At 50.4% G+C, this 20,516-nt stretch carries 17 protein-coding genes; 11 read left to right on the top strand and 6 right to left on the bottom strand.

The genetic code is table 11. The features are described from left to right. Nucleotides 1–171: 171 nt before the first annotated feature. Nucleotides 172–1,896 (top strand): acetate--CoA ligase, encoded by a 1,725-nt coding sequence (gene acsA, locus ACYUJT_RS13135; protein ID WP_460322698.1) that lies wholly within the window; start codon nucleotides 172–174, stop codon nucleotides 1,894–1,896. Between the two features lie 78 nt (nucleotides 1,897–1,974). Here acsA and ACYUJT_RS13130 read toward each other — a convergent pair whose 3' ends face one another. Beyond that, nucleotides 1,975–2,907 carry a M23 family metallopeptidase gene (locus ACYUJT_RS13130; protein ID WP_460322695.1) on the bottom strand — a complete coding sequence of 311 codons (933 nt, stop codon included), beginning with the start codon at nucleotides 2,905–2,907 and terminating at the stop codon, nucleotides 1,975–1,977. Nucleotides 2,908–3,112: 205 nt separating this feature from the next. Here ACYUJT_RS13130 and ACYUJT_RS13125 point away from each other — a divergent pair, with 205 nt between their 5' ends. Next, nucleotides 3,113–3,838, top strand: coding sequence for a response regulator transcription factor (locus ACYUJT_RS13125; RefSeq protein WP_460322692.1), 726 nt, complete (start codon nucleotides 3,113–3,115; stop codon nucleotides 3,836–3,838). Further along, the gene (locus tag ACYUJT_RS13120; protein WP_460322689.1) at nucleotides 3,835–5,634 is read left to right on the top strand and encodes a sensor histidine kinase; all 1,800 of its coding nucleotides are present in this window, start codon (nucleotides 3,835–3,837) and stop codon (nucleotides 5,632–5,634) included. The genes ACYUJT_RS13125 and ACYUJT_RS13120 overlap by 4 nt, the downstream gene beginning before the upstream one ends. Before the next feature lie 68 nt (nucleotides 5,635–5,702). Here the strand turns inward: ACYUJT_RS13120 and ACYUJT_RS13115 are convergent, their stop codons facing one another. Together ACYUJT_RS13115 and rpsD are read right to left on the bottom strand one after the other, a co-directional pair. Beyond that, nucleotides 5,703–8,771: a transglycosylase domain-containing protein gene (locus ACYUJT_RS13115; RefSeq protein WP_460322686.1), complete on the bottom strand. Its 3,069-nt coding sequence runs from the start codon at nucleotides 8,769–8,771 to the stop codon at nucleotides 5,703–5,705. A gap of 167 nt (nucleotides 8,772–8,938) precedes the next feature. Further along, nucleotides 8,939–9,538 carry a 30S ribosomal protein S4 gene (gene rpsD / locus ACYUJT_RS13110; protein WP_460322684.1) on the bottom strand — a complete coding sequence of 200 codons (600 nt, stop codon included), beginning with the start codon at nucleotides 9,536–9,538 and terminating at the stop codon, nucleotides 8,939–8,941. Between the two features lie 503 nt (nucleotides 9,539–10,041). Here rpsD and ACYUJT_RS13105 point away from each other — a divergent pair. The 5 genes from ACYUJT_RS13105 (at nucleotide 10,042) to ACYUJT_RS13085 (ending at nucleotide 15,071) form a co-directional block, all read left to right on the top strand. Beyond that, nucleotides 10,042–11,985, top strand: coding sequence for a sensor domain-containing diguanylate cyclase (locus tag ACYUJT_RS13105; RefSeq protein WP_460322680.1), 1,944 nt, complete (start codon nucleotides 10,042–10,044; stop codon nucleotides 11,983–11,985). A 128-nt stretch (nucleotides 11,986–12,113) separates the two neighbouring features. Further along, on the top strand, nucleotides 12,114–12,953 hold the full coding sequence (locus ACYUJT_RS13100; RefSeq protein WP_460322677.1) for a hypothetical protein: 840 nt from the start codon (nucleotides 12,114–12,116) through the stop codon (nucleotides 12,951–12,953). 155 nt (nucleotides 12,954–13,108) lie between these two features. After that, nucleotides 13,109–14,224, top strand: a complete 1,116-nt coding sequence (locus ACYUJT_RS13095) for an aminopeptidase (RefSeq protein WP_460322675.1) — start codon at nucleotides 13,109–13,111, stop codon at nucleotides 14,222–14,224. Nucleotides 14,225–14,307: 83 nt separating this feature from the next. Further along, entirely contained in the window at nucleotides 14,308–14,553 is a 246-nt protein-coding gene (locus ACYUJT_RS13090; protein ID WP_155610300.1) for an HPr family phosphocarrier protein, read from the top strand. Between the two features lie 230 nt (nucleotides 14,554–14,783). Continuing rightward, a complete protein-coding gene (locus ACYUJT_RS13085) occupies nucleotides 14,784–15,071 on the top strand; it encodes a YlaN family protein (protein ID WP_460322672.1) in 288 nt (95 codons plus the stop codon). A 118-nt stretch (nucleotides 15,072–15,189) separates the two neighbouring features. Here ACYUJT_RS13085 and cax read toward each other — a convergent pair whose 3' ends face one another. Beyond that, nucleotides 15,190–16,311: a calcium/proton exchanger gene (gene cax / locus ACYUJT_RS13080; RefSeq protein ID WP_460322669.1), complete on the bottom strand. Its 1,122-nt coding sequence runs from the start codon at nucleotides 16,309–16,311 to the stop codon at nucleotides 15,190–15,192. Between the two features lie 153 nt (nucleotides 16,312–16,464). Here cax and ACYUJT_RS13075 point away from each other — a divergent pair, with 153 nt between their 5' ends. Next, entirely contained in the window at nucleotides 16,465–16,827 is a 363-nt protein-coding gene (locus ACYUJT_RS13075) for an Asp23/Gls24 family envelope stress response protein (protein ID WP_155610298.1), read from the top strand. A 105-nt stretch (nucleotides 16,828–16,932) separates the two neighbouring features. Here ACYUJT_RS13075 and ftsW read toward each other — a convergent pair whose 3' ends face one another. Together ftsW and ACYUJT_RS13065 are read right to left on the bottom strand one after the other, a co-directional pair. Then, nucleotides 16,933–18,183: a putative lipid II flippase FtsW gene (ftsW, locus tag ACYUJT_RS13070; protein WP_460322666.1), complete on the bottom strand. Its 1,251-nt coding sequence runs from the start codon at nucleotides 18,181–18,183 to the stop codon at nucleotides 16,933–16,935. A 10-nt stretch (nucleotides 18,184–18,193) separates the two neighbouring features. Beyond that, the gene (locus ACYUJT_RS13065) at nucleotides 18,194–18,535 is read right to left on the bottom strand and encodes a YugN family protein (RefSeq protein WP_055107558.1); all 342 of its coding nucleotides are present in this window, start codon (nucleotides 18,533–18,535) and stop codon (nucleotides 18,194–18,196) included. Between the two features lie 213 nt (nucleotides 18,536–18,748). Between ACYUJT_RS13065 and ACYUJT_RS13060 the strand changes: the two genes are divergently transcribed. Both ACYUJT_RS13060 and ACYUJT_RS13055 read left to right on the top strand, forming a co-directional pair. Continuing rightward, on the top strand, nucleotides 18,749–19,918 hold the full coding sequence (locus ACYUJT_RS13060) for an amidohydrolase (protein ID WP_460322663.1): 1,170 nt from the start codon (nucleotides 18,749–18,751) through the stop codon (nucleotides 19,916–19,918). Nucleotides 19,919–19,999: 81 nt separating this feature from the next. Then, a complete protein-coding gene (locus tag ACYUJT_RS13055) occupies nucleotides 20,000–20,422 on the top strand; it encodes a CBS domain-containing protein (protein ID WP_460322660.1) in 423 nt (140 codons plus the stop codon). Nucleotides 20,423–20,516 lie beyond the last annotated feature (94 nt).

Raw genomic sequence — 20,516 nt, 5'->3', positions numbered from 1 at the left:
CATGACTAATTACACACTGGCCCTCATGAACAAGTGGATACCGCTTCAAACTACGCAAATAGATTGACAGCTATAGTCCGTGTAATGAAATCCGCCAACGTGTATCCGTTTTCATGATTTGAATTTGCTTTTCAATGATTGTCTAAAGACAGATTCAAGGAGGATGAAACAATGAGTCAGTTGCAAGGTGAGGTTATTTCGGAGGTAGCTGCTTCGTCCAATTTGGGGAATTACGAGGAGGCTTATGCCAAATTCGATTGGGCCGATGTGGAGAAGCAATTCTCCTGGTATGACACGGGTCGCGTCAATATGGCTTATGAAGCGATCGATCGCCATGTGGATGCGGGGAAAGGCAGCCGTACCGCTCTGCTGTTTAGCGATTCGAACAGGAATGAATCCTATACGTATGAAGAGATGAGCACGCTGTCGAACAAATTTGCGAATGTATTGCGCAGCTATGGGGTTGGCAAGGGCGATCGCGTTTTCGTCTTCATGCCGAGAAGCCCGGAGCTGTATATCTCCCTGCTTGGCACGCTTAAGGTTGGTGCGGTCGTAGGGCCGCTCTTCGAAGCTTTTATGGAGACGGCAGTAAAGGACCGGCTGGAGGATAGCGGTGCGGTGGCAATCGTTACGACGCCTGCATTGCTGCCTCGCGTTAAGCGGAATGAGCTTCCCGCATTGAAGCACGTGTTCCTGGTCGGCGAGGATCTTCCGCAGGAAGCGGGACTGATCGACCTGCTGGCCGAGCTTGAACAGGCCCCGCCGGAGACCGAAATCCAGTGGGTCAACCGGGAGGACGGGATGATCTTGCACTATACATCCGGCTCTACGGGAAAGCCTAAGGGTGTATATCACGTCCATAACGCGATGGTTCAGCATTACCATACAGGCAGGGTCGTTCTAGATCTGAAAGAAGGCGACAGGTACTGGTGCACGGCCGATCCGGGCTGGGTGACGGGTACCTCCTATGGCATATTCGCACCTTGGCTGATTGGTGTTACGAATGTTGTGCGCGGGGGGCGCTTCAGTCCCGGGGACTGGTATGATACGATCCAACAGAACAATGTGACGGTCTGGTACAGTGCGCCGACCGCGTTTCGGATGTTGATGGGCGCAGGGGAAGACATTATCGGCCAGTACGATCTGTCTTCGCTGAGACATGTCCTGTCCGTAGGCGAGCCGCTGAATCCTGAGGTCGTGCGCTGGGGCCGCAAAGTATACGGGCTTCGCATTCATGATACATGGTGGATGACGGAAACTGGCGGACAGCTGATCTGCAACTATCCGTCGATGCCGTTGAAGCCTGGCTCCATGGGCAAGCCGGTTCCAGGCATCGAGGCTGCGATTATCGATGATAACGGCAAGGTTCTGCCGCCTAACCGAATGGGGAATTTGGCCATCCGTACGCCTTGGCCAGCCATGATGCGGCTGATCTGGAACAACGCTCCGAAATATGAGGAATATTTCCGGATTCCGGGCTGGTACATTTCCGGTGATACGGCTTATATGGACGAAGACGGTTATTTCTGGTTCCAGGGCCGGATTGATGATGTCATCAATTCCTCCGGCGAACGAATTGGTCCGTTTGAGGTGGAGAGCAAGCTGTTGGAGCATCCGGCCGTTGCGGAAGCGGGTGTAATCGGCAAGCCTGACCCGACGCGGGGCGAAATCATCAAAGCGTTCATTTCGCTGCTGGATGGTTATGAGCCTTCGGAGGAGCTGAAGGCGGACATTGCACGCTTCGTGAAAGAGGGGCTATCGGCCCATGCGGCACCGCGCGAAATCGAGTTCAAGGATAAGCTGCCGAAGACGCGTTCCGGCAAAATCATGCGCCGTGTACTCAAAGCTTGGGAATTGAATCTCCCAGCTGGGGACTTATCGACGATAGAGGATTGAGAAGAGGCGTTTAGGCATAATCGATAAATAATAATGAGAAAGACGCCTGGATGAACAGTTCTGGCGTCTTTCTTGTAGTTAGCCTTCAATAAATTGTCCTTTGACCGGATCCAGTCCGTTCACGAATTTAATGCGGATGGATTTGCCCTGCTCCAGACTGGGCTGGTCGGATACCTGGAAATGAATATGCGCTTCGCTGGAATTGCCGGAATTGCCGGTTAATCCAAGCAAGTCGCCGCGCTGTACCTTTTGTCCCTCACGAACAGTAATCGATCCTTGTTTGAAGTGCGCTAATATGCTGTACTCACCCTGATGATCGATGATGATATAATTGCCGGCAGCCTGCTTCTCGTTCATCGTACCGACCGGAGCGTTATCCTCCACATCGTTTACGACCTCTACGATTACGCCGTCCGCAGGAGCTAGCACTTCCCGCTCAAAAGCATGGAAGCTCTCATTGCGGGATGGATCTCCTTCATAAGAGAAGCCTTCTTTCACGGCCACGAAATCATAGGCATAACGCTGCGTCTCGTAGGCGTAGTGATAGTTTAGAAGCACATTGCTTCCGCCCCAGAAGGTAAACCAATTTCCCTTTAAAGGCAAACTGTACTCTTGCTTGGTGTAAGCATTGTCTGTCTCGGTATAGCTGGCCAGATTCACAATCTGCATCCCCCATATAACCCCGTCCTGATCGGCGGTAGCTGCGATTCCTTTACTGCCGGAGGAATTGAGCCAAATGTAGTCTGTCACAGCGTTTAACGCATATCTTGATTTTATTTCGAATAAATCTTCTGTCTCAAAGAACGATTGTGACAGCGTCTTGATTTGTGCCTTCGTAACTCGGCTTCGGAAATCATCGCTGAGGCTGTTATAAACCTGGTCATAACGTTCAGCCATTAATGCTCCCGGCAGCTCGTCGATATTGGCGAGGGTGCTTGTACTCTGCGAACCCGATCCACACCCCGATAATAGAATAAGTGCGAGTGCGCAAATGATCAATTTTGTTTGCATGTCCTTCAACTCTCCCATTCTGTTCTCTATTTATCTATAATCATATCTGCTGGACTTAAACGGGGGGGAAACAAGGTATGAACAGCATCTTAAATATAAAACTCTGCTGTTAAGGTTCTGTTAAGGTTCCGGACGATAAAAGATAAAATTAATATGTTACAATGGCATACAATGAGCACGAAATAAGCGTAAGGGAGGGCTGACAATGAGCCAACCTCGTATTCTTCTTGTCGATGACGAGAAGGCGATCCGCAAGCTGCTGCATACGGTTTTGGTCAAGGAAGGATATACCGACGTGGATTTGGCCGGAAGTGCCGAGGAGGCGATTGAGGCCTGCCGTTCCAAAACATACGACCTGATTATTTTAGACGTAATGCTGCCCGGAAGAAGTGGTTTTGAGGCTGCTCCCTTCATCCGGGAGACGACGGACGCGCCAATTTTGTTCTTGACGGCCCGCTCTACAGATTTGGACAAGCTTACGGGATTTGCGATCGGCGGCGATGATTATATCGTCAAGCCGTTTAATCCGCTCGAAGTCGTTGCCCGTTTGAAGGTGCACCTTAGAAGAACCGCTCAATCGTCGATGTTTCTGCCGGCGAAGAAGCCGGGGGGACAGGAAACATACGATTTCGGCTATTTTATAGTGGATGCAACCGCCAAAGAGTTGACCGTAGAGGGAGCTATCGTCGACTGTCCGGCACAAGTTTTTCAGCTGCTGTTGTTCTTATGCCGCCATCCTAATCGTGTCTTTCCCAAAGAAGAACTTTATGAGCGGGTATGGGGGGAATCTGCGGTTAACGATGATAACACGGTCATGGTACATATTCACCGCATACGGGAGCGAATTGAACGAAATCCAGCCAAGCCGGAATTTTTGCTTACTGTTAGGGGGTTAGGGTACAAGCTTGTCCGAAGAGGGGCGGACAAATGACGATGCGCCGTCGCTTCGTTCTGATGTTCATCAGACAGTGGCTGACCGTCGGAGCAATTACAGCTGTTTGCGTTGTAATGATGTTTCTGTGGATTTTGAATAACATGACTGAGCTTGAACTGAAACGCAATTTCTCTCGTGTCGCCTTGGAATCGATTATGGATGCGTATTCCATTCAGGAGGATGGCTCTCCGTATATATCCCCCAAGCTGCTGAAGCAGGTTGAAGATAATGGGGGATGGCTTCAAGTCTTAAATGAGGACGGAGAAGCGATGTACGCATTTTTTACGCCTCCCGACATCCCTGCAAAATATACACCTGGGGAACTGGTCAACTATTTTTACGGGCAGGTGCCGTTTCCATATCGCCTGTACATCCTGATACGTGTTATTGATGGAGAGACGGTAACGCTGCTTTACGGGGTGAAGGAGCCGCTGGATACAGCTGTAGCCAAACTGGCTGAGGAGGCCTCCCGTTCCGAGCGCTTGATGAAGGAGGCGGAACAGGCACAAGGCACAACCGCATGGCCAGAGGAGGTTCGCTATGTCTTGGGAGAATACGAGGCGGGTATTCAGCTTCTTGATTTGCGGGGGGCAGAGATTGCGTCGTATCGCCTTCCTGCTGGCGTGCCTCGGATTTATTCACCGCAGGAGCTCGTTCTCAGGCTGCAGTACCCCGAACGTTACGGAACCCGCATGGAAATGAGAATGGAAGAGGATACCGGAAGGATCTGGCTGATTCATGCCCCGTTCCAAGCAGCTCCGGGAATTCGTTTGACCCCTTTCGGACCAACTGTGAACAGCGAGAGCGAGCTCATCATGTACGGTTTTGGCAGTCTCGTGCTGCTCCTATTGCTTGCTTGCGGCGCATTAGCGTTATGGCAGGGGAATAAATTCGGGCTGCCGGTGCTTCACGTGATGCGCTGGCTGCAGAACTTGGCTCAGCGGCAATACAAAGAGCCGGCGGACCGGAACGGAAGGCCGCGAAGCAAGAGACGTTCAGGACGGCTCAAACGGAGATATCGGGCGTATGCCGAGGTTATTCATTCCGTACAGGAATTGTCGGGTCAGCTTGAGCGCAGTGAGCTTGAACGGGAGCGGAATGACCGGATGCGTGAGGAGTGGATCGCCGGCTTGTCCCATGATTTGAAGACCCCGCTCTCATCCATATTCGGGTATGCCCAACTGCTGCGTACGAGCCAATATGAATGGGAGCGGGAGGAAATTATGGAGTTTGCCGCTATCATGGCCGAAAAAGCCGAATACATGGACGGACTAGTTCAGGATTTGAATATGCTGTACCGCCTTAAGCACGCTGACGATGCGCTGAAACGAGAATGCCGGAACATGAATGAGGTCGTGGGGGAAGCGGTCAAACGCATCGCGGAGGATCCGGTTTGGTCACTTTATGAATGCCAATGGATTCCTTCTCCCGAGGAGATTTATTATCATGTTGACACTACGGCCTTTCGCCGCATGATGGACAATATTATGATCAATGCCATGCTGCATAATCCGGAGGGGACTCGACTAGCGGTTCATGTGCAAAAACTCCCGGACCAAGGCTTTGCCATCCGTTTCGAGGATAACGGTTCGGGAATGGATGAGGTTACCCAAAGCCGCCTCTTCCAAAGATACTATCGGGGAACGGATACTGACCGTACGTCATCCGGCAGCGGTCTTGGCATGGCGATTGCCAAAGAGATTGCTGAGGCCCATCGTGGAATGGTCGAGGTGCGAAGCGAGGTTGGCAGGGGAACGGACATTATTATTCGTTTCGGTATGAGGGACTGGTAGCTAACAGATAAGTAGTTTAATACGCAAAAAAAGCTTCCACAAGCGTGGAAGCTTTTTGGTCTTCGCGGTTACTTCTTGAACTGCACCGAGCCCGAGGGTGAGGATTCTCCGAGCGCATTGATCGCCGTTACCCTAACCCAACCGCTTGGCGAATCCGTTTTAAACGAGAATTGCGTGGCTGGGGTGGAGCCTAGTCTAGAATACGCTCCATCCGCCGTATCCGATAAATATATCTGATATTTCGTAATGTGTTCTTCGGACGCATTGGCTGCCCAGCTTACCGTAATTTCCTGGTCATTGATCTGCACGCCTATTTGCCCTGGCGCATTCGGCGGAGCTAAATTGTCCAAATCAATCTCCGGCAATGCTTCCTGGTCCGAGCCATCCGGATTGTGGATGCCACTCCAGCTATCGAAGCTGATGATCGCACTTGGCGCCGATTCGCGTCCAGCGACGTCTACCGCTGTAATGTAATAGGCGAAATTGCCGCCGGAGCCCGAGTCCGTGAACAAGGTGTCTTGGCCTGCCAGCACAACCTTCCCGGTGCCCTTGAAAGCAGCTCCGCCTTCCGACCGATACAGACGGTAGCCGACAATATCATTTTCGGGATTTTTAGTAAAAGATATACTGGCTGTGCCGCCCGCCCCGGTCAGATGGACATTGCTAGGCGGCGATGGATCTTTACCATCGTCTTCCCGCGGATCCAGCTTGGTTGGAGCATCCTCGCCAGCATCCTTCGGCATGTAGAAGCTAAGCGGTTTATGACCGCCCCTCATGCCGGAGAAGGCCTTCTGAAGCTCGTCGACAAGCTCCTTGATCGGCTTCTCGCGTTTCATGACGACTTTTTCCAGCACCATATCCGAAGGGGTCGTGTCATGCGGAACATAGTTGACGCCTTCATAAGTGACATATTTCGCCCGAACCAGCACGTCGTCGGGCTCGGAAGGCACGTATTTAGCGTTAAATAGATCCGTGACCATTTTTCCGGCCTGCTGCGTAAGGGCGGTTGGCAGCTTGCCGCTATAGCCTGAAACGGTTTTGGTTACGATACCATCCGGCTTCTCGAATTGTTTCGTTTGAAACAGCTCCGGCTTGCTGCTGGTCACTTCATTCATAACTTTGGCCCAAATAGAGCGTGCTCTCGACTTGCCTGCGTCAGACAGCGTATTGACCGGTTCTTTATAGCCGATCCAGACGCCTAGCGATACGTCGGGAGTATAGCCCATAAACCATACGTCCGCATAACTTTGCGTGGAGCCCGTTTTACCGACGATCGGTATTTTTCCGTAGCTTTTGAAATCACTTTTGAGCGACTTCGCCGTTCCGTCAGTAATTACCGTACGAAGCATATCTGTCATCAGGTATGCGGTCTGCTTGGAGAAGACGCGTTCAGGCTCGACCTCATGCTTATACACGACATTGCCTTTGAAATCGGTGATTTTCTCGATCATATAGGCATCGGTAAACTCTCCGCCATTGGCGACCGTGCTGTATGCGTTCGTAAGCTCCTCAACGGTAACGCCGTATTTAAGGCCGCCAAGGACGCCGGTCTGAGCTCCGTAGTCTTCCTCGACCAATGTGGTGATACCGAGCTTCTTGGCGAACTCCCAGGCTTGCTCAATGCCTACCGTTTGATTAAACACCTTCAGCGCCGGTACGTTCCGCGATTCATTCAGCGCGGTTCTTGCTGTAACCAAGCCTTTGTAGCCGCCGCTTGAGTTCACCGGGATATGATAGCCCTTGGAGTAATCCCGCAAAATGATCGGCGAATCATCGATGATGCTGGCTGGCTGGATCAAGCCGAGTTCCATCGCCGGCAAATAAGCGGCGACCGGCTTCATCGTAGATCCGGGCTGCCTTTTCATTTGTGTAGCATAGTTCATTTGCTCCGTATAGAAATCCCGGCCTTCAATCATCCCGAGAATGGCGCCGGAACGGTTGTCGAGCATGATGGCCGCGACTTGCTCCAGCCCTTTCTTCTCGCTGTAAGGGCTGAAATTGTCGGCGTTCTCCGACACTTTATGCATGGAGTTGTACACTTGCTTATCGATGGTCGTGTAGACTCGATAGCCTCCTGTCAGAAGCTGCTGCCGTGCTTCTTCGAGCAGCTGCGGATTGCTCAGCAACTCCTCTTTGGTCATCTCCGGGTTATTCATCATGGCGATGACGAGAGCGCCCTGCCGCTCGGTTTCCAGCATCAAGTATGGATACGTCTCGTAGGCCTTCTTCGTTTGTTCGGCCAAAGAGCCTTTAATGTCGAAGGCTAATGCTTCGTTATATTGCTCCCTGGTAATCTTATTTTCTTCCAGCATGCGGGACAGCACGAGCTGCTGACGCTTGATCGCACGCGTAAATGCCTCTTCGTTGAATTCTCCTTTGCCGTTAAAGGCGGAATAGGCGGAGGGAAGCTGAGGCAGCCCCGCCAGATAAGCCGTTTGGGCAATGTTAAGTTCGTTTAAATTGGTGATGTTGAATATTCCTTTGGCGGCAGCTTTGATGCCGTATACCTGATACCCATTCGAGCCGTTGCCAAAAGGGACCTTATTCAAATAAGCTGTAATGATTTCCGGTTTGGACAGGAAGCGTTCCAGACGTACAGCAAGAAAAATTTCCTTGACCTTTCGGTTATCGGTTTTGTCGAGGCTCAGAAACACGCGCCTGGCCAGCTGCTGAGTCAACGTGCTGCCTCCGGTCTGCACGTCCTCCTTCAGGAGCCGTTGTTTGACCGCGCGCATCGTTCCATTGAAATCGACGCCGATATGGCTGTTGAAGTTGTTGTCCTCAATAGCGATAACTGCATCTATGACGGAAGCAGGAATTTCATCGTAATTAACCGGCCGCCTGTCTTCTTCCGAACGAAGCTGGCCGATGCCTGAACCGTCGCGGAAATAGGCGAAGCCTGTCATTTCGTTATGATTGATTTTCGTTTCTATATCGGCGCGGGATCGCACGGGGTCATCCTTAACGATCGAGGTGACGTACCCGAATACGGCGCCTCCGGCAAAGAGAACAGCAGCGAATCCGAGCAGGGTCAGCCAGCCCAGTGTCTTCCAGACCCAGCGCCATTTGGAGCGCTTCGGAGCTTTTGCCTTCTTCTGTTGCTTATTGTTGGAGCTTGTATCGTTATCGCGAGCCATGAAATATCCTCCTTTTTAACAGCAACATTATAGCATAAATTAAGGGATTTGAATGCTCTTTCAAAGATTGGCCATGCAGAAAATAACGATGAAGGCTGTCGCTTGCTTAAATAGAAAATAAAAAAACCGACTCAATCCTTGCGGATGAGTCGGTTTTGAACTGCTTATTAACGGTTGTAGAACTCGACGATTTGCTTCTCGTCGATGTCTTGGGACAACTCGGAACGCTCTGGCAAACGGATGAATTTGCCTTCCAGCGCTTGGTCGTTGAACTCAAGGTAAGCAGGAACGTGCGTACGGTTCTCTAGGGCTTCCTTAATGGAAGAAAGACCGCGGCTTCTTTCGCGAAGACCGATTACGTCGCCAGTGCTTACGGAGTAAGAAGCGATGTCAACTTTCTTGCCGTTAACGGTAACGTGTCCGTGGGATACCAATTGACGTGCGCCTGCACGGGAGTTGGCGAAGCCCAGACGGTAAACCAAGTTGTCCAAACGAGTTTCGAGGAGGAACATGAAGTTCTCACCCGCGATACCGCTCATTTTTTGAGCTTTGTTGAACACAGTGCGGAATTGCTTCTCGCCAAGGCCATACATGTGGCGAAGCTTTTGTTTCTCTTGAAGCTGCATACCGTAGTTGCTGATTTTTCTCCGTTGAGTTGGACCATGTTGTCCCGGAGGGAATGGGCGCTTCAATTCTTTTCCAGTGCCGCTCAAGGAAATGCCAAGACGGCGGCTAAGTTTAAATTTAGGACCAGTGTAACGTGCCATTGTATAGGTAGACTCCTTTAATTTGAAATTTTTATAGGGTTCTACTTGCGCGGACTTTGTTTAGGTAAGCGAAGGATAGAAATAATTACGCTTCATCTGTCAGGAAAGTTCAGCCGCTGTCCCGACAGCAACAAAGTCCAGAGGGTGCCGCATGCGTTACGCCCTAATCAAAGACCTATCCAGTCTTCATCAACAATATATATTATATGAAATCATTGAATAAAGTCAAGATGGGTTTTTTGTATGAAAAGCGTTAAAAAACGTAGTTTATGTCGATAGGGCTTTCGGCCTAAAAAAGTGTGGTAGAATGAAGTAAAATTAATGCAAAAAGGGACGGAAGATAGTAAAATAAACATATAGTCACAAAAAATCGGAATCACAGAAGCGAGAATCACTGGACGGATGAGACAACCATTAGCGGCTGTTATACATGGACAGAGTTGAATTAGCTTAGGTTACCAATAAATCGCCGTATTCCAAGTGCGACGAAAAGGAGTTTTCCTATGGCCAAACAATCAAGAGACGACCCGATGATAGAAACAATTCCGAATTCTTCCCTGTCTATGCTATTTGAGGAAGCAAACGAGCATATGAGTTGGCTGGAACAACTCGATATAACAGAGCATGATTACTCATATATTGAACCGTTCATACAGAAAGGCTTCGCCGATTGGAAGCAGGAGGTTGCCGGATTGCCCGAACTTGATGGGGTAAGGTGGTTCGTGGCCAATCATGCCGGAACGCTCATCGATGCAGACATGCCGATTCCACAGATTGTTGCCGAGACGGTCGCCGCCAGCGTGCAAAGTCTCGACTCTGCCGTCCGTTCCTTCGAACGCAACAACTGCATTGCCGTTCCGGTCTTGACGCGGAGTAACGGGCATTTGTTTGCTGTATTTGGCTGCGTGCTGGACGAAGGCATGGGTGCTGATGCTTCTCTAATATTGGCGAAAATGAATGCCCATTATTTCCGGGCCTGCTTCTACAAGAGATTCCATGCCTGGTTCGTGCTGGATTTGCTGAGTATTCAGAGACAGAACAAGCGCGAGGAGCAGCGTCGTTCGATATTGTTCCAGGTCGTTCAGAAGCTGCATGGCAAAATCGACATCGATTCCATTTTGTCCGAAGTGTTCGAGAGGATCGCCGGCATGTATCCGGAGGCTAAGGTGGAACTGCTCATGTCGCAGGATCACGTCAGCCGCGATCCGAGGGTCAAGTCGCTTCTGCTGCACGGAGAGCAGGAGCATATCTGCGTTAGGGCATTCATGGAAGGCAGAATGTTGCGCAAGGAGCTGCAGAGCGCTGAAGGCGAGCTGAACATAGAAATCGCGGTTCCTCTCATTGGTAAGCAGGGCGTTTATGGAGTGTTTCATTTGCTGCTGCTTAAAGATCAGGTGGAGGAAATCGACTTGCAGCTCATCAGCATGCTGGCCGATACGGCGGGAACTGCCTTCGAGAACGCGAAGTTGTACGAGCAGTCCAATCTGTTGATCAGCGAACTGCGGCTGATCAATGAATTGACTAAACGGCTGAATCAAAGTCTCCGGCCTAAAGAAGTTTTTAAATTTGCCACGGAAGAGCTGTTGTCGATCTTTAGAGCTGAGTTTTGTTGCATCTCGCAAATCGCCAAAGAGAACGAGCGTTTTGAGATCATGTCCAGCAATGTGCCGTCGTTGTCCAAGGAGTTCTTTCCGAAGGATTACGGCTTTAGCGGGTTGGTCTATTCGACGCAGGAGCCGATTATTTTGTCAGATTACAAGGCCTATGGCAAGTTTTCTTCCAAAATGATGGAGGTGACGGACTCGCGATCTCTTATCGCGGCACCTTTGATCGTCAGGGGAGAAGTGAACGGCGTTATTATGCTGTCCCACCGGGAAGAACGGTTTTTCTCTTATGAAAATTACAAGCTGCTGCAAGTGCTGGCTTCCCATATCGGCCTTGCGATTGCTAACGCTTCTCTGCATGCGGAAGTGCGGAGGATGGCTAACCGGGACATGCTTACAGGGCTATATGCGCGCCATTATTTGGATGATACGATTCAGGAGTTTCAGAAGAAGGACACCAACGGCTCGTTGATCGTCGTTGATATCGACCAGTTTAAGGGGATCAATGATACGTACGGGCACCAAACCGGAGATCAAATCCTAAAGCAGGTATGCTCCATTATCAGGAGTACGATTCGCAAAACGGATATCGCGGCCCGGTGGGGCGGCGAGGAGCTTGCCCTGTACTTGCCGGGAGCGAGCATTGAGCACGGGCTCCAAATCGCGGAAATGATCCGACTGCGCGTAGAACAGGAGACCGAGCCCAAGGTGACCGTGTCGTGCGGGATTGCCGAGTGGACGCGGGATGATGACAGAATCAGTGTTGAATCGTTGTTTTACCAGGCGGATATGGCTTTGTACAAAGCGAAGAATAACGGTAGAAATCAAACGCAAGCGGGTTAAATATAGAGCAATTTCAAGATGAACTGTCTCGCGCGGTGAGGCAGTTTTTGTTTTGCCGGCGAATAGATTCTTCGGGCAGGGACAGCCTACAGCTATCAGGCTTATAGCACCGAGGAGGAATCAGCATCATGGTTCTACTTAACAGGTTTATCTTAGCGAGTTTTTGCTTGATGGCTGCAGCCGCGATGTCATCCTGCCGTCTTCAGGAGACTCGGAGCGGCGAGCAGTGGTTTAATCATGCGTGGTCCGGCTTAGCTGGCGTGGATGCTTTGACTTTTCAGGGCAAAGCAGCATTATGGCGCGGGGAGCAAGGAGTGCTGGAGCAAAATTTAAGCTATAACGGCAGGCTGGATAATCATCACCGCCTGACTATGCGGACGGTAATACCGGAAGGGGAGTCCGGAGGCAAGGGAGGTCCTCTGGCAGCGGGAACACGAGCGGGAGAAGAATATGAAACGAAGTTTGTGGCGCAGGGGCGGCGCTGGCATATCGAATCTGACGAAGAGATGCTCGGCAGGGGGCTGGCACGGCTTAACCCGCTGGAACAGCTGGAGCATATCCGTAATGCTCGCAAATCCGTCAAGCTGGAGAGCGGGGCAGCCAGAGGGACGAAGGTGCTGCGGATTGAACTTGATGCCGCGGATGCGCAGGCTCTGATTGGCGGGGAACTGGAGGAAGAGATGAAGCAGGTAAGACAGAAATGGGAGAACAAGCTTGCGAAGCTGCCGAGCGCCGAACGGGCGAAGCTGGCCAGTCAGTCGGAGCAGATCTGGAGCGCGGGAGATAAACAGCTTGCCGAAATGCTGAATCAAGCTGAAGTTCAAGCCGTATACCATCTTACTCTCAGTTCGAAGACAGGGCTACCAATGCGCCTGACCTCCGAATCGAGAATAGCATATTTGAGTCCGCAAGGTGCTCCGCAGCAGGAAACGCTACGTACGGATAACCGGTTCTCCGATTACAAGTAGCGGACGTTTATTTTCCGAATATCCCCAAATCCCTTGGAAGAGTTCGGCAGACCGTGATACAATAGAATACGAATTAACCAGCGTTCAACTAACGGAGCAGCTTCCTGTCACGATGGGAATGCTGCTTATGTAAATTAGAGGAGGCGTAAGTCTGTATGCGAGATCCAAGAATACAGAAATTGGCGGAAAATTTGGTTGGATATTCAGTTAACGTTCAGCCGGGAGAAAACGTGCTTGTCGAGATGATCGGCAATGAACGGGATTTACTGATCGCGATCGTCGAAGAGGTTGGCAGAAAGGGCGGAAATGCCTTTGTTGAGCTGACCGACCGCACAGTGCAGCGTTCACTTTTCAAATATGCGAATGAGGAACAGATGAAGACCTGGGCAGAAATTGACCTTAACCGGATGAAGCAGATGGATTGCTATATCGGCATCCGGGCCGGCACGAACGTGAACGAGCTGTCCGATGTTCCTGAAGATAAAATGAAGCTGTACAATTCGCTTTATTCCCATCCGGTACATAGTGAGCAGCGGGTGAAGCATACGAAATGGGTCGTGCTTCGTTATCCAAACGCCAGCATGGCGCAATTAGCGAATACGAGCACCGAAGCTTTTGAGAATTTCTATTTCGATGTATGCAATCTGGATTACGCCAAAATGGACCGGGCGCAGGATGCGTTAGCAAACTTAATGAAGCGTACGGATAAAGTCCGGATTACCGGTCCTGGTACCGATTTGTCTTTCTCCATTAAAGGAATCGGAGCCATCAAGTGCTCGGGAGAGCGCAATATTCCGGACGGGGAAGTATACACGGCGCCAGTTAGGGATTCGGTGAACGGTACGATCAGTTACAACACACCTACTTTGTATAACGGGATTACGTTCGAGAATATCAAGTTCCGCTTCGAGAACGGAAAAATCGTAGAGGCGACGAGCAATGATACGGAAAACCTTAACAAAATCCTAGATACGGACGAAGGATCGCGCTATATTGGCGAATTCGCGATCGGCTTCAATCCATACATTTTGCATCCGATGAAGGATATTCTGTTCGACGAGAAGATTGCGGGCAGCCTTCATTTTACCCCGGGTCAAGCTTATGAAGAGGCATTTAACGGAAACAAATCTTCGATCCATTGGGATCTGGTGTTTATACAACGCCCGGAATACGGCGGCGGGGAAATTTATTTCGATGACGTGCTCATCCGCAAAGACGGAATATTCGTAGTGCCTGAGCTGGAGCCTTTGAATCCGGAGAACTTGAAATAGAGAGAATATACCTTGCTAGGGAAGCGGATTCAATGTATCATGGTAATATATTTATTCCAAAGTTAGACGCGGAGGGATTCGAAATGGCGAACAACAATCAAGCGGTAGTTGAAATTGCTCAAACAGCGAGCAAATTTTCATCATCCATCGTTCTTCAAGCAGATAATAAGTATATCGATGTAAAAAGTATTTTGGGTCTCTTCACAACGCTGGTAAACACGCAAAGCTATGAGCTTCATGTTCACGGACCTGATGCAGATGCGGCAAAGGCTGCCGTATCCGAAGTGTTTGCGAAGCACGGCTTGAATGTGAAGGTAGTTGCCGAATAATCGTTTGTTCGAAAAAGCACTCTTGCCTTACAGGCAAGGGTGCTTTTTTGAAGACTATAGAAATTATAAGGCCTGGCTTAACGAATGATTGTGCAAAACATCATATCCAAATTGGGGAGACTTGGGAAAGGGATTATTTAGAGAGGTTCTTGTATTGGCCTTCGATTTCGTCTAATATTAAGAATAGAGTAGATGAGTGATCGACTTTAGGGACATAGGGGGGAAGAAACATGACTTCATCTGATTTGCAGGAGCAACTGAATCTGAAAGCATTAAATCTTCTGCAGGAAGATGCGGATAAAATACAGAAGCTGATCGAAGTGCAGATGGAGAACCTGGCTACGCGTTACTGCCCTCTCTATGAGGAAGTATTGGATACCCAAATGTATGGTTTCTCCAGACAGGTTGACTACGCGGTTCGTGTCGGGCTCATTCAAGAGCCAACAGGCAAACAAATTTTGAACAAGCTCGAGCGGAATTTGGCCCTGTTATACGAAGCGATGAATAATAAAGAATAGCCTGTTTAATAGAAACAGGCTTACATACTACAGAAAGCGTACAATCCGTGTTATCACCCGGGCTGTACGCTTTTTTTGTTTGCATCGCTGTGTACCTGCTTGATGTATTTTGGCGGCGTTATACGAGGTAGAACGAGACCCCCAGAATTGCATAGACAGCGATCAAGAGCAGGCCCTCATACCAATTCGTCTGACCGTCCTGAGTAATTGATTTGGCGATAAAGACGGACACGCCGATGGCTGCAAGCTCGACCACGGTGAACACGATATCCATCGGCCGGCCGAAGAGATGACTGACAAAGATGAGCACCGGAGCGACGAATAATGCGATTTGCAGACTGCTGCCCACGGCGATTTCTACGGAGGCGCCGATCTTATTTTTCATGGCCAGCAAAACGGCCGCACTGTGCTCTGCTGCGTTCCCAACGATAGCAACAACGAAAGCACCGACAAATATTTCGCTAAGACCGAAACGCTCTGTGAACGTATCCAGCGTTCCTACGAGCCATTCGCTGACGAAAGCGACCATGACCGTTGCCAGGATGAGATATGCGATTGATTTGCCTCTGGACCATGCGGGCGGCAATTCATGCGAGCCTCCTGCAGTAGCCAGGCCTATGCTGTCCGAGTCGGTGGCAACTTCTTTGTTCGCCCCTTTGCCGGCTTCCGTGACATCGGCTAAATAATCCTTATGCGTAATCATAGAAAAGACGAGCCATAGCAAATAAGAAACGATGAGAATTCCGGCGACGACAAGGCTAAGTGTAGTGCGATCCTCCTCATGAAGGACATGTGTCTGCAGAAAAATGGCCGGTACAAACAAAGCGATGATCGCAACGATCATCAGCGACCCGTTCATGCCAGCCAGCGATACGTTATACCGTTGTATTTTATGCTTCAATCCTCCAGCGAACAGGCTTAAACCTAAGACAAGCAGCAGATTGCCGATAATCGAACCGGTAATGCTCGCTTTAACCATATCGAATAAGCCTTCGCGGACGAGCAGAATGCCGATGATCAGCTCTGCAGCGTTCCCGAAGGTCGCGTTGAGAAATCCGCCCAGACGCTGGCCGGCATAATGAGCTACGCTTTCGGTCGCTTTTCCTAGAAATCCGGCAACACAAATGACGGCGACGGCGGAAATGATGAACTGCCACGTGGCTGGCCAGTGTGCATAATGCCCTGCGGCGCTTAAAATAAAGAAAATGATTAACAGGCTTGGCGATACAAATTTTCGCATGATGGCACCTCGGCTTTGCATGAATTATATCAAATTCAATATAACCAATTTGAATAAAATAAAAACGATCTACTAAAAAAGAATATTCCGATTTGCTTTACAACAGTGTAGGAATTACAATAAATAATAATGAGGTTGAAGGAGGAATGGACCATGACCGAACAATTACAGTTAGATAATGGGCTTATTCGAATTTCAGATGACGTCGTTGCAAAAATCGCTGGGATGGCAGCCCTGGAAACACCGGGAATCGCGGCAATGTCCGGCGGCTTGTCAGAAGGATGGGCGAAGCGGTTAAGCGGCAAGAACGTGCAAAAGGGCGTCACCGTAGAAGTCGGTCAGTTGGAAGCGGCAATCGATCTCCGTATTATTGTACTGTACGAGACACCGATTCATGAGGTATGTCGGATGCTGCAGCAAAATGTTCGTGAAGCGGTCGAAAGCATGACTGGACTTAAAACCGTGGAAGTCAATGTAAAAGTTGAAGGCGTTGCATTCAAAGATGATGAAATCTGATCATGCAGCGTAACGGTACATAGATGGTTCGAGAAGTATTTGAACCGATCGGCATGGAAGGAAGAAGACTACGGGGAACCCGTAGTCTTCTTTCGTTTCTTCATGCTATAGATGGCGGCGTCTGGGATGGCTCAACTCATACGATGGATCCTTCACAACGACGGACTTGGTCCGTTCCTGCTTTGCAGGCAGGGAAGAGTCGCGCGAGATGCTGAGTACGATGCCCATTGCTCCCATCATGACAAGCAGGGAGGAGCCGCCGTAGCTGATGAACGGCAGCGTTACGCCGGTAATGGGTATCGTCCGTGTTACGCCCCCGATATTAACGAAGGCCTGGATTGCGATGAGTCCCATGATCCCTACACCTGTCAGCAAGCCAAACATACTGGAACATCGGAGCGAGACAAGCAGTCCCCTCCATATGAAGTAGGTGTAGAACAATAAGAAAATGATGCTGCCTATAAAACCGAACTCTTCGCCGATGACGGAGAAAATGAAGTCATTGTACGAGTTGGGCAGATAATGCAGCTTCTGAATGCCTTGGCCGAATCCCGCTCCCGTAAGCCCGCCATGGCCTAGTGCGGTAAGGGAGTGGATCAGGTTGTAGCCGGTATGCTGCGGGTCTTCCCAAGGATCGATGAATGATTTGATCCGTCCCATCTTATAGCTGCTTCCGCCTGATGACACCGATTCGCTCGGACTGATTTTGTCCCAAAGCGCTCCGGCACCTAGAACGAGGCTTGCGCCTAGGATCAGCAGGGCAATCGAACCGAGGATATGCTTCAAGTTCGCTCCGCCGGCAAAAATGATTAGGCCCGCGGTTGCGACCAGAATAAGGCAGGAGCCTAAGTCAGGCTGAAGCATGATTAGACCTGCGATGAAGCCGACGATCACCATTACGGGGATATAGCCGGTCCTTAAATCTCGGAACCGCTCCCCTTTCTTGGAAATCAGCGCGGCCAAATACAGGATGGTGGTGATCTTCGCCAGCTCGGTAGGCTGAATGCCTAGACCGGCGATCAGGAACCAGCTCTTGGCCCCGTTGATGTCAACCGCCAAAAACGGAACGAGAAACAGCATGATGATAGTCAAGATAAATACAGGCACAAACAGCTTCTTGAACTTATCGTAAGGGATGTTCATCGTAATGAACATGAGAATCAGGCCGACTCCTCCGAAGATCACTTGACGTTTCGTAAAGTACATCAAATCATAACCAAATTTTTCGCTTACCAAAGTAATGCTGGAGCTGGAACTGAACACCATGACGATCCCGAAGCCAACCAATAATAAGGTGAGGATGAGTAGTTGAAAATCGGGAGCTCCGCGTTTGGGCTCTGATTTGCTGTCTCTCATGCCAAGTTCCTTACGCCTCTAGGAGCTGTTTCAGTTCGGATAGCTTAAGGTTGGCCGTCTTTAACACGAATGCCGGAATTTCCGATTCGTATTCCAGCCCATGCGGGAATGTGGCCCGTCCAATATATACTGCTTCAATTTCCAGAACCGTGTCCGGACGCTCCAATTTGCCCTCTACAGCTCGCGTGTTAATGCGAAGGAAGTACTCGTTATCATTTGCTTCTATTTTGTAATCGTATGTAGCCCGGTAATATTCCCATTGCCAGCGAATAAACCCGACTTTCTCCGCGGATTCGTCCAGATAGGACAAGTCGCTTTTTAATCCGTTCAAACCGGTATTTTCGAGAATCATCGTGTAAAATGCCTCCTTAAAAGTTCTTCTCCCATGATATTATGTTTCCACCACTTGTGCAAGCGTAGGAAACGCTTCAGAATGGTGAGGGGTATAGTGATTCGCCCTATATTGAGGGCGCTGATTTTTCTGCTACAATAATACATATCGTATGCCGGCGGGCATGCCTCCGGCAGTTTGATGCGTTATTGACGAAGAAGGAAGTGGAAGTCAATGAGAGAGGAAGCGCTAAAATCATTGTTTCCGGTTATGGTGGAGCGCCGACGGTATTTGCACCGCCACCCGGAATTGTCGTTCAAGGAACAGAAAACGGCGGCATACGTCGCCGATGTGCTAAAGGAGCTAGGCATCGATGCAGCGGTTGGCGTCGGAGGGAACGGAGTCGTGGGCACGATTCGCGGCCATTTGCCGGGGAAGACGGTCGCGCTGCGCGCTGATATGGATGCGCTGCCGATTCAGGACGAGAAGACCTGTGAATATGCGTCTTTGGTTCCCGGCGTCATGCACGCCTGCGGACATGATGGCCATACTGCTGTTCTGCTCGGCGTTGCCGAATATTTCAGCACCCGAAGAGGGACGCTTCAAGGCGAAATCCGGCTTATCTTCCAGCCGGCGGAGGAGGTCTGTCCGGGAGGAGCATTGTCCATGATCGAGGCCGGGGCGCTGGACGGCGTGGACGTGATCTACGGAGTGCATTTATGGACGCCGATCCCGGTAGGCACGGCGGCCAGTCGACCGGGGCCGCTAATGGCGTCGACGGATGAATTCTTCATCGAGCTGGCGGGCCGCGGAGGCCATGGCGGAATGCCGCATGCTGCGGTGGACAGCGTCGTTGCCGGAGCGGCGCTTGTTCTGCAACTGCAAAGCGTTGTCAGCCGTTCGGTCAATCCGTTGGATCCCGCTGTCGTGACGATCGGCTCCATTCACGGCGGCACGGCTCAGAACGTAATTGCCGATACATGCCGATTAGCCGGCACGGTCCGCTGCTTCCAGGAAGAGACCCGCAGGATAATCCGCGAGAGGATCGAACAGTTGGCAGAAGGAACGGCACAGGCTTATGGAGCGGGTGTGGCGATTGATTATATGACCGGTTATCCGAGCCTAGTCAATCATCAGGAGGAATACGAAAGATTTCGGGAGGTTGCGGAGCGGGAGACCGGGCTGTCAAGCGAGCTCTCACCGCAAATTATGCCTGCCGAGGATTTTGCTTATTATTTGCAGCGGGTTCCCGGCGTCTTCATGCTTGTAGGAGCCGGAAATCCGGAGAAGAATGCGATTTATCCGCATCACCATCCGAAATTCGATATCGATGAAGAGGCGATGCTGCATGCTGCCAATCTCTTGATCGCGATGGCGGAAGCCTTTCAAGTGAATCAGCCTTAATTAATATCTAAAGTCTTCAGCCCAGGGCCATGCATAATATAGCCCCCTCCTAGGAAATCTAAATGATGGAGGGATGGCATAATGAGAAAAGTAAAGGACATCATGACTGACCAAGTGGTTACCGTATCGCCGAAAGACAATATTTATGAGGTCGCGGTTAAAATGAAAAACCATGATACGGGCTTTATTCCCGTCGTTGAGAATGGAGATCGGCTGATCGGCGTCATTACCGACCGCGACCTCGTTATTCGAGCGATCGCGGATAAGCATCCTGGTTCAACGGCCGTGGAGACGGTCATGACGCGGGGCATCCGCTGCGCTTCGCCGGACACGCCGGTCGATGATGCCGCGGAAATGATGGCGGAGCAGCAAATTCGCCGCCTGCCGGTAACGGAAGGAGAACGGCTCATCGGGATCGTGTCGATCGGAGATATGGCTGTACGCAACAATTTTTCCGATGAAGCTGGCGATGCGCTCAGCGAGATTTCCCATCAAGTCCACTAGTCATGCTAGGCCAATTTCAGAGAAGAAGTTCGCATTGCTTGCGGGCTTCTTCTTTTCCATATCGCAAAATTTATCTTTAGAAGAAGGAGGCCCA

This window comes from Paenibacillus sp. YSY-4.3, assembly GCF_054767475.1.
The sequence above is the reverse complement of the archived record's forward strand: the minus strand, read 5'-3'. Positions and strand labels throughout refer to the sequence as shown.

What these genes read in the sequence shown, in the direction of transcription:
- acsA (WP_460322698.1), top strand. Translation starts at nt 172, where the DNA reads ATGAGTCAGTTGCAAGGTGAGGTTATTTCGGAGGTAGCTGCTTCGTCC.
- ACYUJT_RS13115 (WP_460322686.1), bottom strand. Translation starts at nt 8,771, where the DNA reads ATGGCTCGCGATAACGATACAAGCTCCAACAATAAGCAACAGAAGAAG.
- ACYUJT_RS13130 (WP_460322695.1), bottom strand. Translation starts at nt 2,907, where the DNA reads ATGCAAACAAAATTGATCATTTGCGCACTCGCACTTATTCTATTATCG.
- rpsD (WP_460322684.1), bottom strand. Translation starts at nt 9,538, where the DNA reads ATGGCACGTTACACTGGTCCTAAATTTAAACTTAGCCGCCGTCTTGGC.
- ACYUJT_RS13075 (WP_155610298.1), top strand. Translation starts at nt 16,465, where the DNA reads ATGACCGAACAATTACAGTTAGATAATGGGCTTATTCGAATTTCAGAT.
- ACYUJT_RS13095 (WP_460322675.1), top strand. Translation starts at nt 13,109, where the DNA reads ATGCGAGATCCAAGAATACAGAAATTGGCGGAAAATTTGGTTGGATAT.
- ACYUJT_RS13055 (WP_460322660.1), top strand. Translation starts at nt 20,000, where the DNA reads ATGAGAAAAGTAAAGGACATCATGACTGACCAAGTGGTTACCGTATCG.
- ACYUJT_RS13085 (WP_460322672.1), top strand. Translation starts at nt 14,784, where the DNA reads ATGACTTCATCTGATTTGCAGGAGCAACTGAATCTGAAAGCATTAAAT.
- ACYUJT_RS13105 (WP_460322680.1), top strand. Translation starts at nt 10,042, where the DNA reads ATGGCCAAACAATCAAGAGACGACCCGATGATAGAAACAATTCCGAAT.
- ACYUJT_RS13120 (WP_460322689.1), top strand. Translation starts at nt 3,835, where the DNA reads ATGACGATGCGCCGTCGCTTCGTTCTGATGTTCATCAGACAGTGGCTG.
- ACYUJT_RS13100 (WP_460322677.1), top strand. Translation starts at nt 12,114, where the DNA reads ATGGTTCTACTTAACAGGTTTATCTTAGCGAGTTTTTGCTTGATGGCT.
- ACYUJT_RS13060 (WP_460322663.1), top strand. Translation starts at nt 18,749, where the DNA reads ATGAGAGAGGAAGCGCTAAAATCATTGTTTCCGGTTATGGTGGAGCGC.
- ACYUJT_RS13125 (WP_460322692.1), top strand. Translation starts at nt 3,113, where the DNA reads ATGAGCCAACCTCGTATTCTTCTTGTCGATGACGAGAAGGCGATCCGC.
- ftsW (WP_460322666.1), bottom strand. Translation starts at nt 18,183, where the DNA reads ATGAGAGACAGCAAATCAGAGCCCAAACGCGGAGCTCCCGATTTTCAA.
- cax (WP_460322669.1), bottom strand. Translation starts at nt 16,311, where the DNA reads ATGCGAAAATTTGTATCGCCAAGCCTGTTAATCATTTTCTTTATTTTA.
- ACYUJT_RS13090 (WP_155610300.1), top strand. Translation starts at nt 14,308, where the DNA reads ATGGCGAACAACAATCAAGCGGTAGTTGAAATTGCTCAAACAGCGAGC.
- ACYUJT_RS13065 (WP_055107558.1), bottom strand. Translation starts at nt 18,535, where the DNA reads ATGATTCTCGAAAATACCGGTTTGAACGGATTAAAAAGCGACTTGTCC.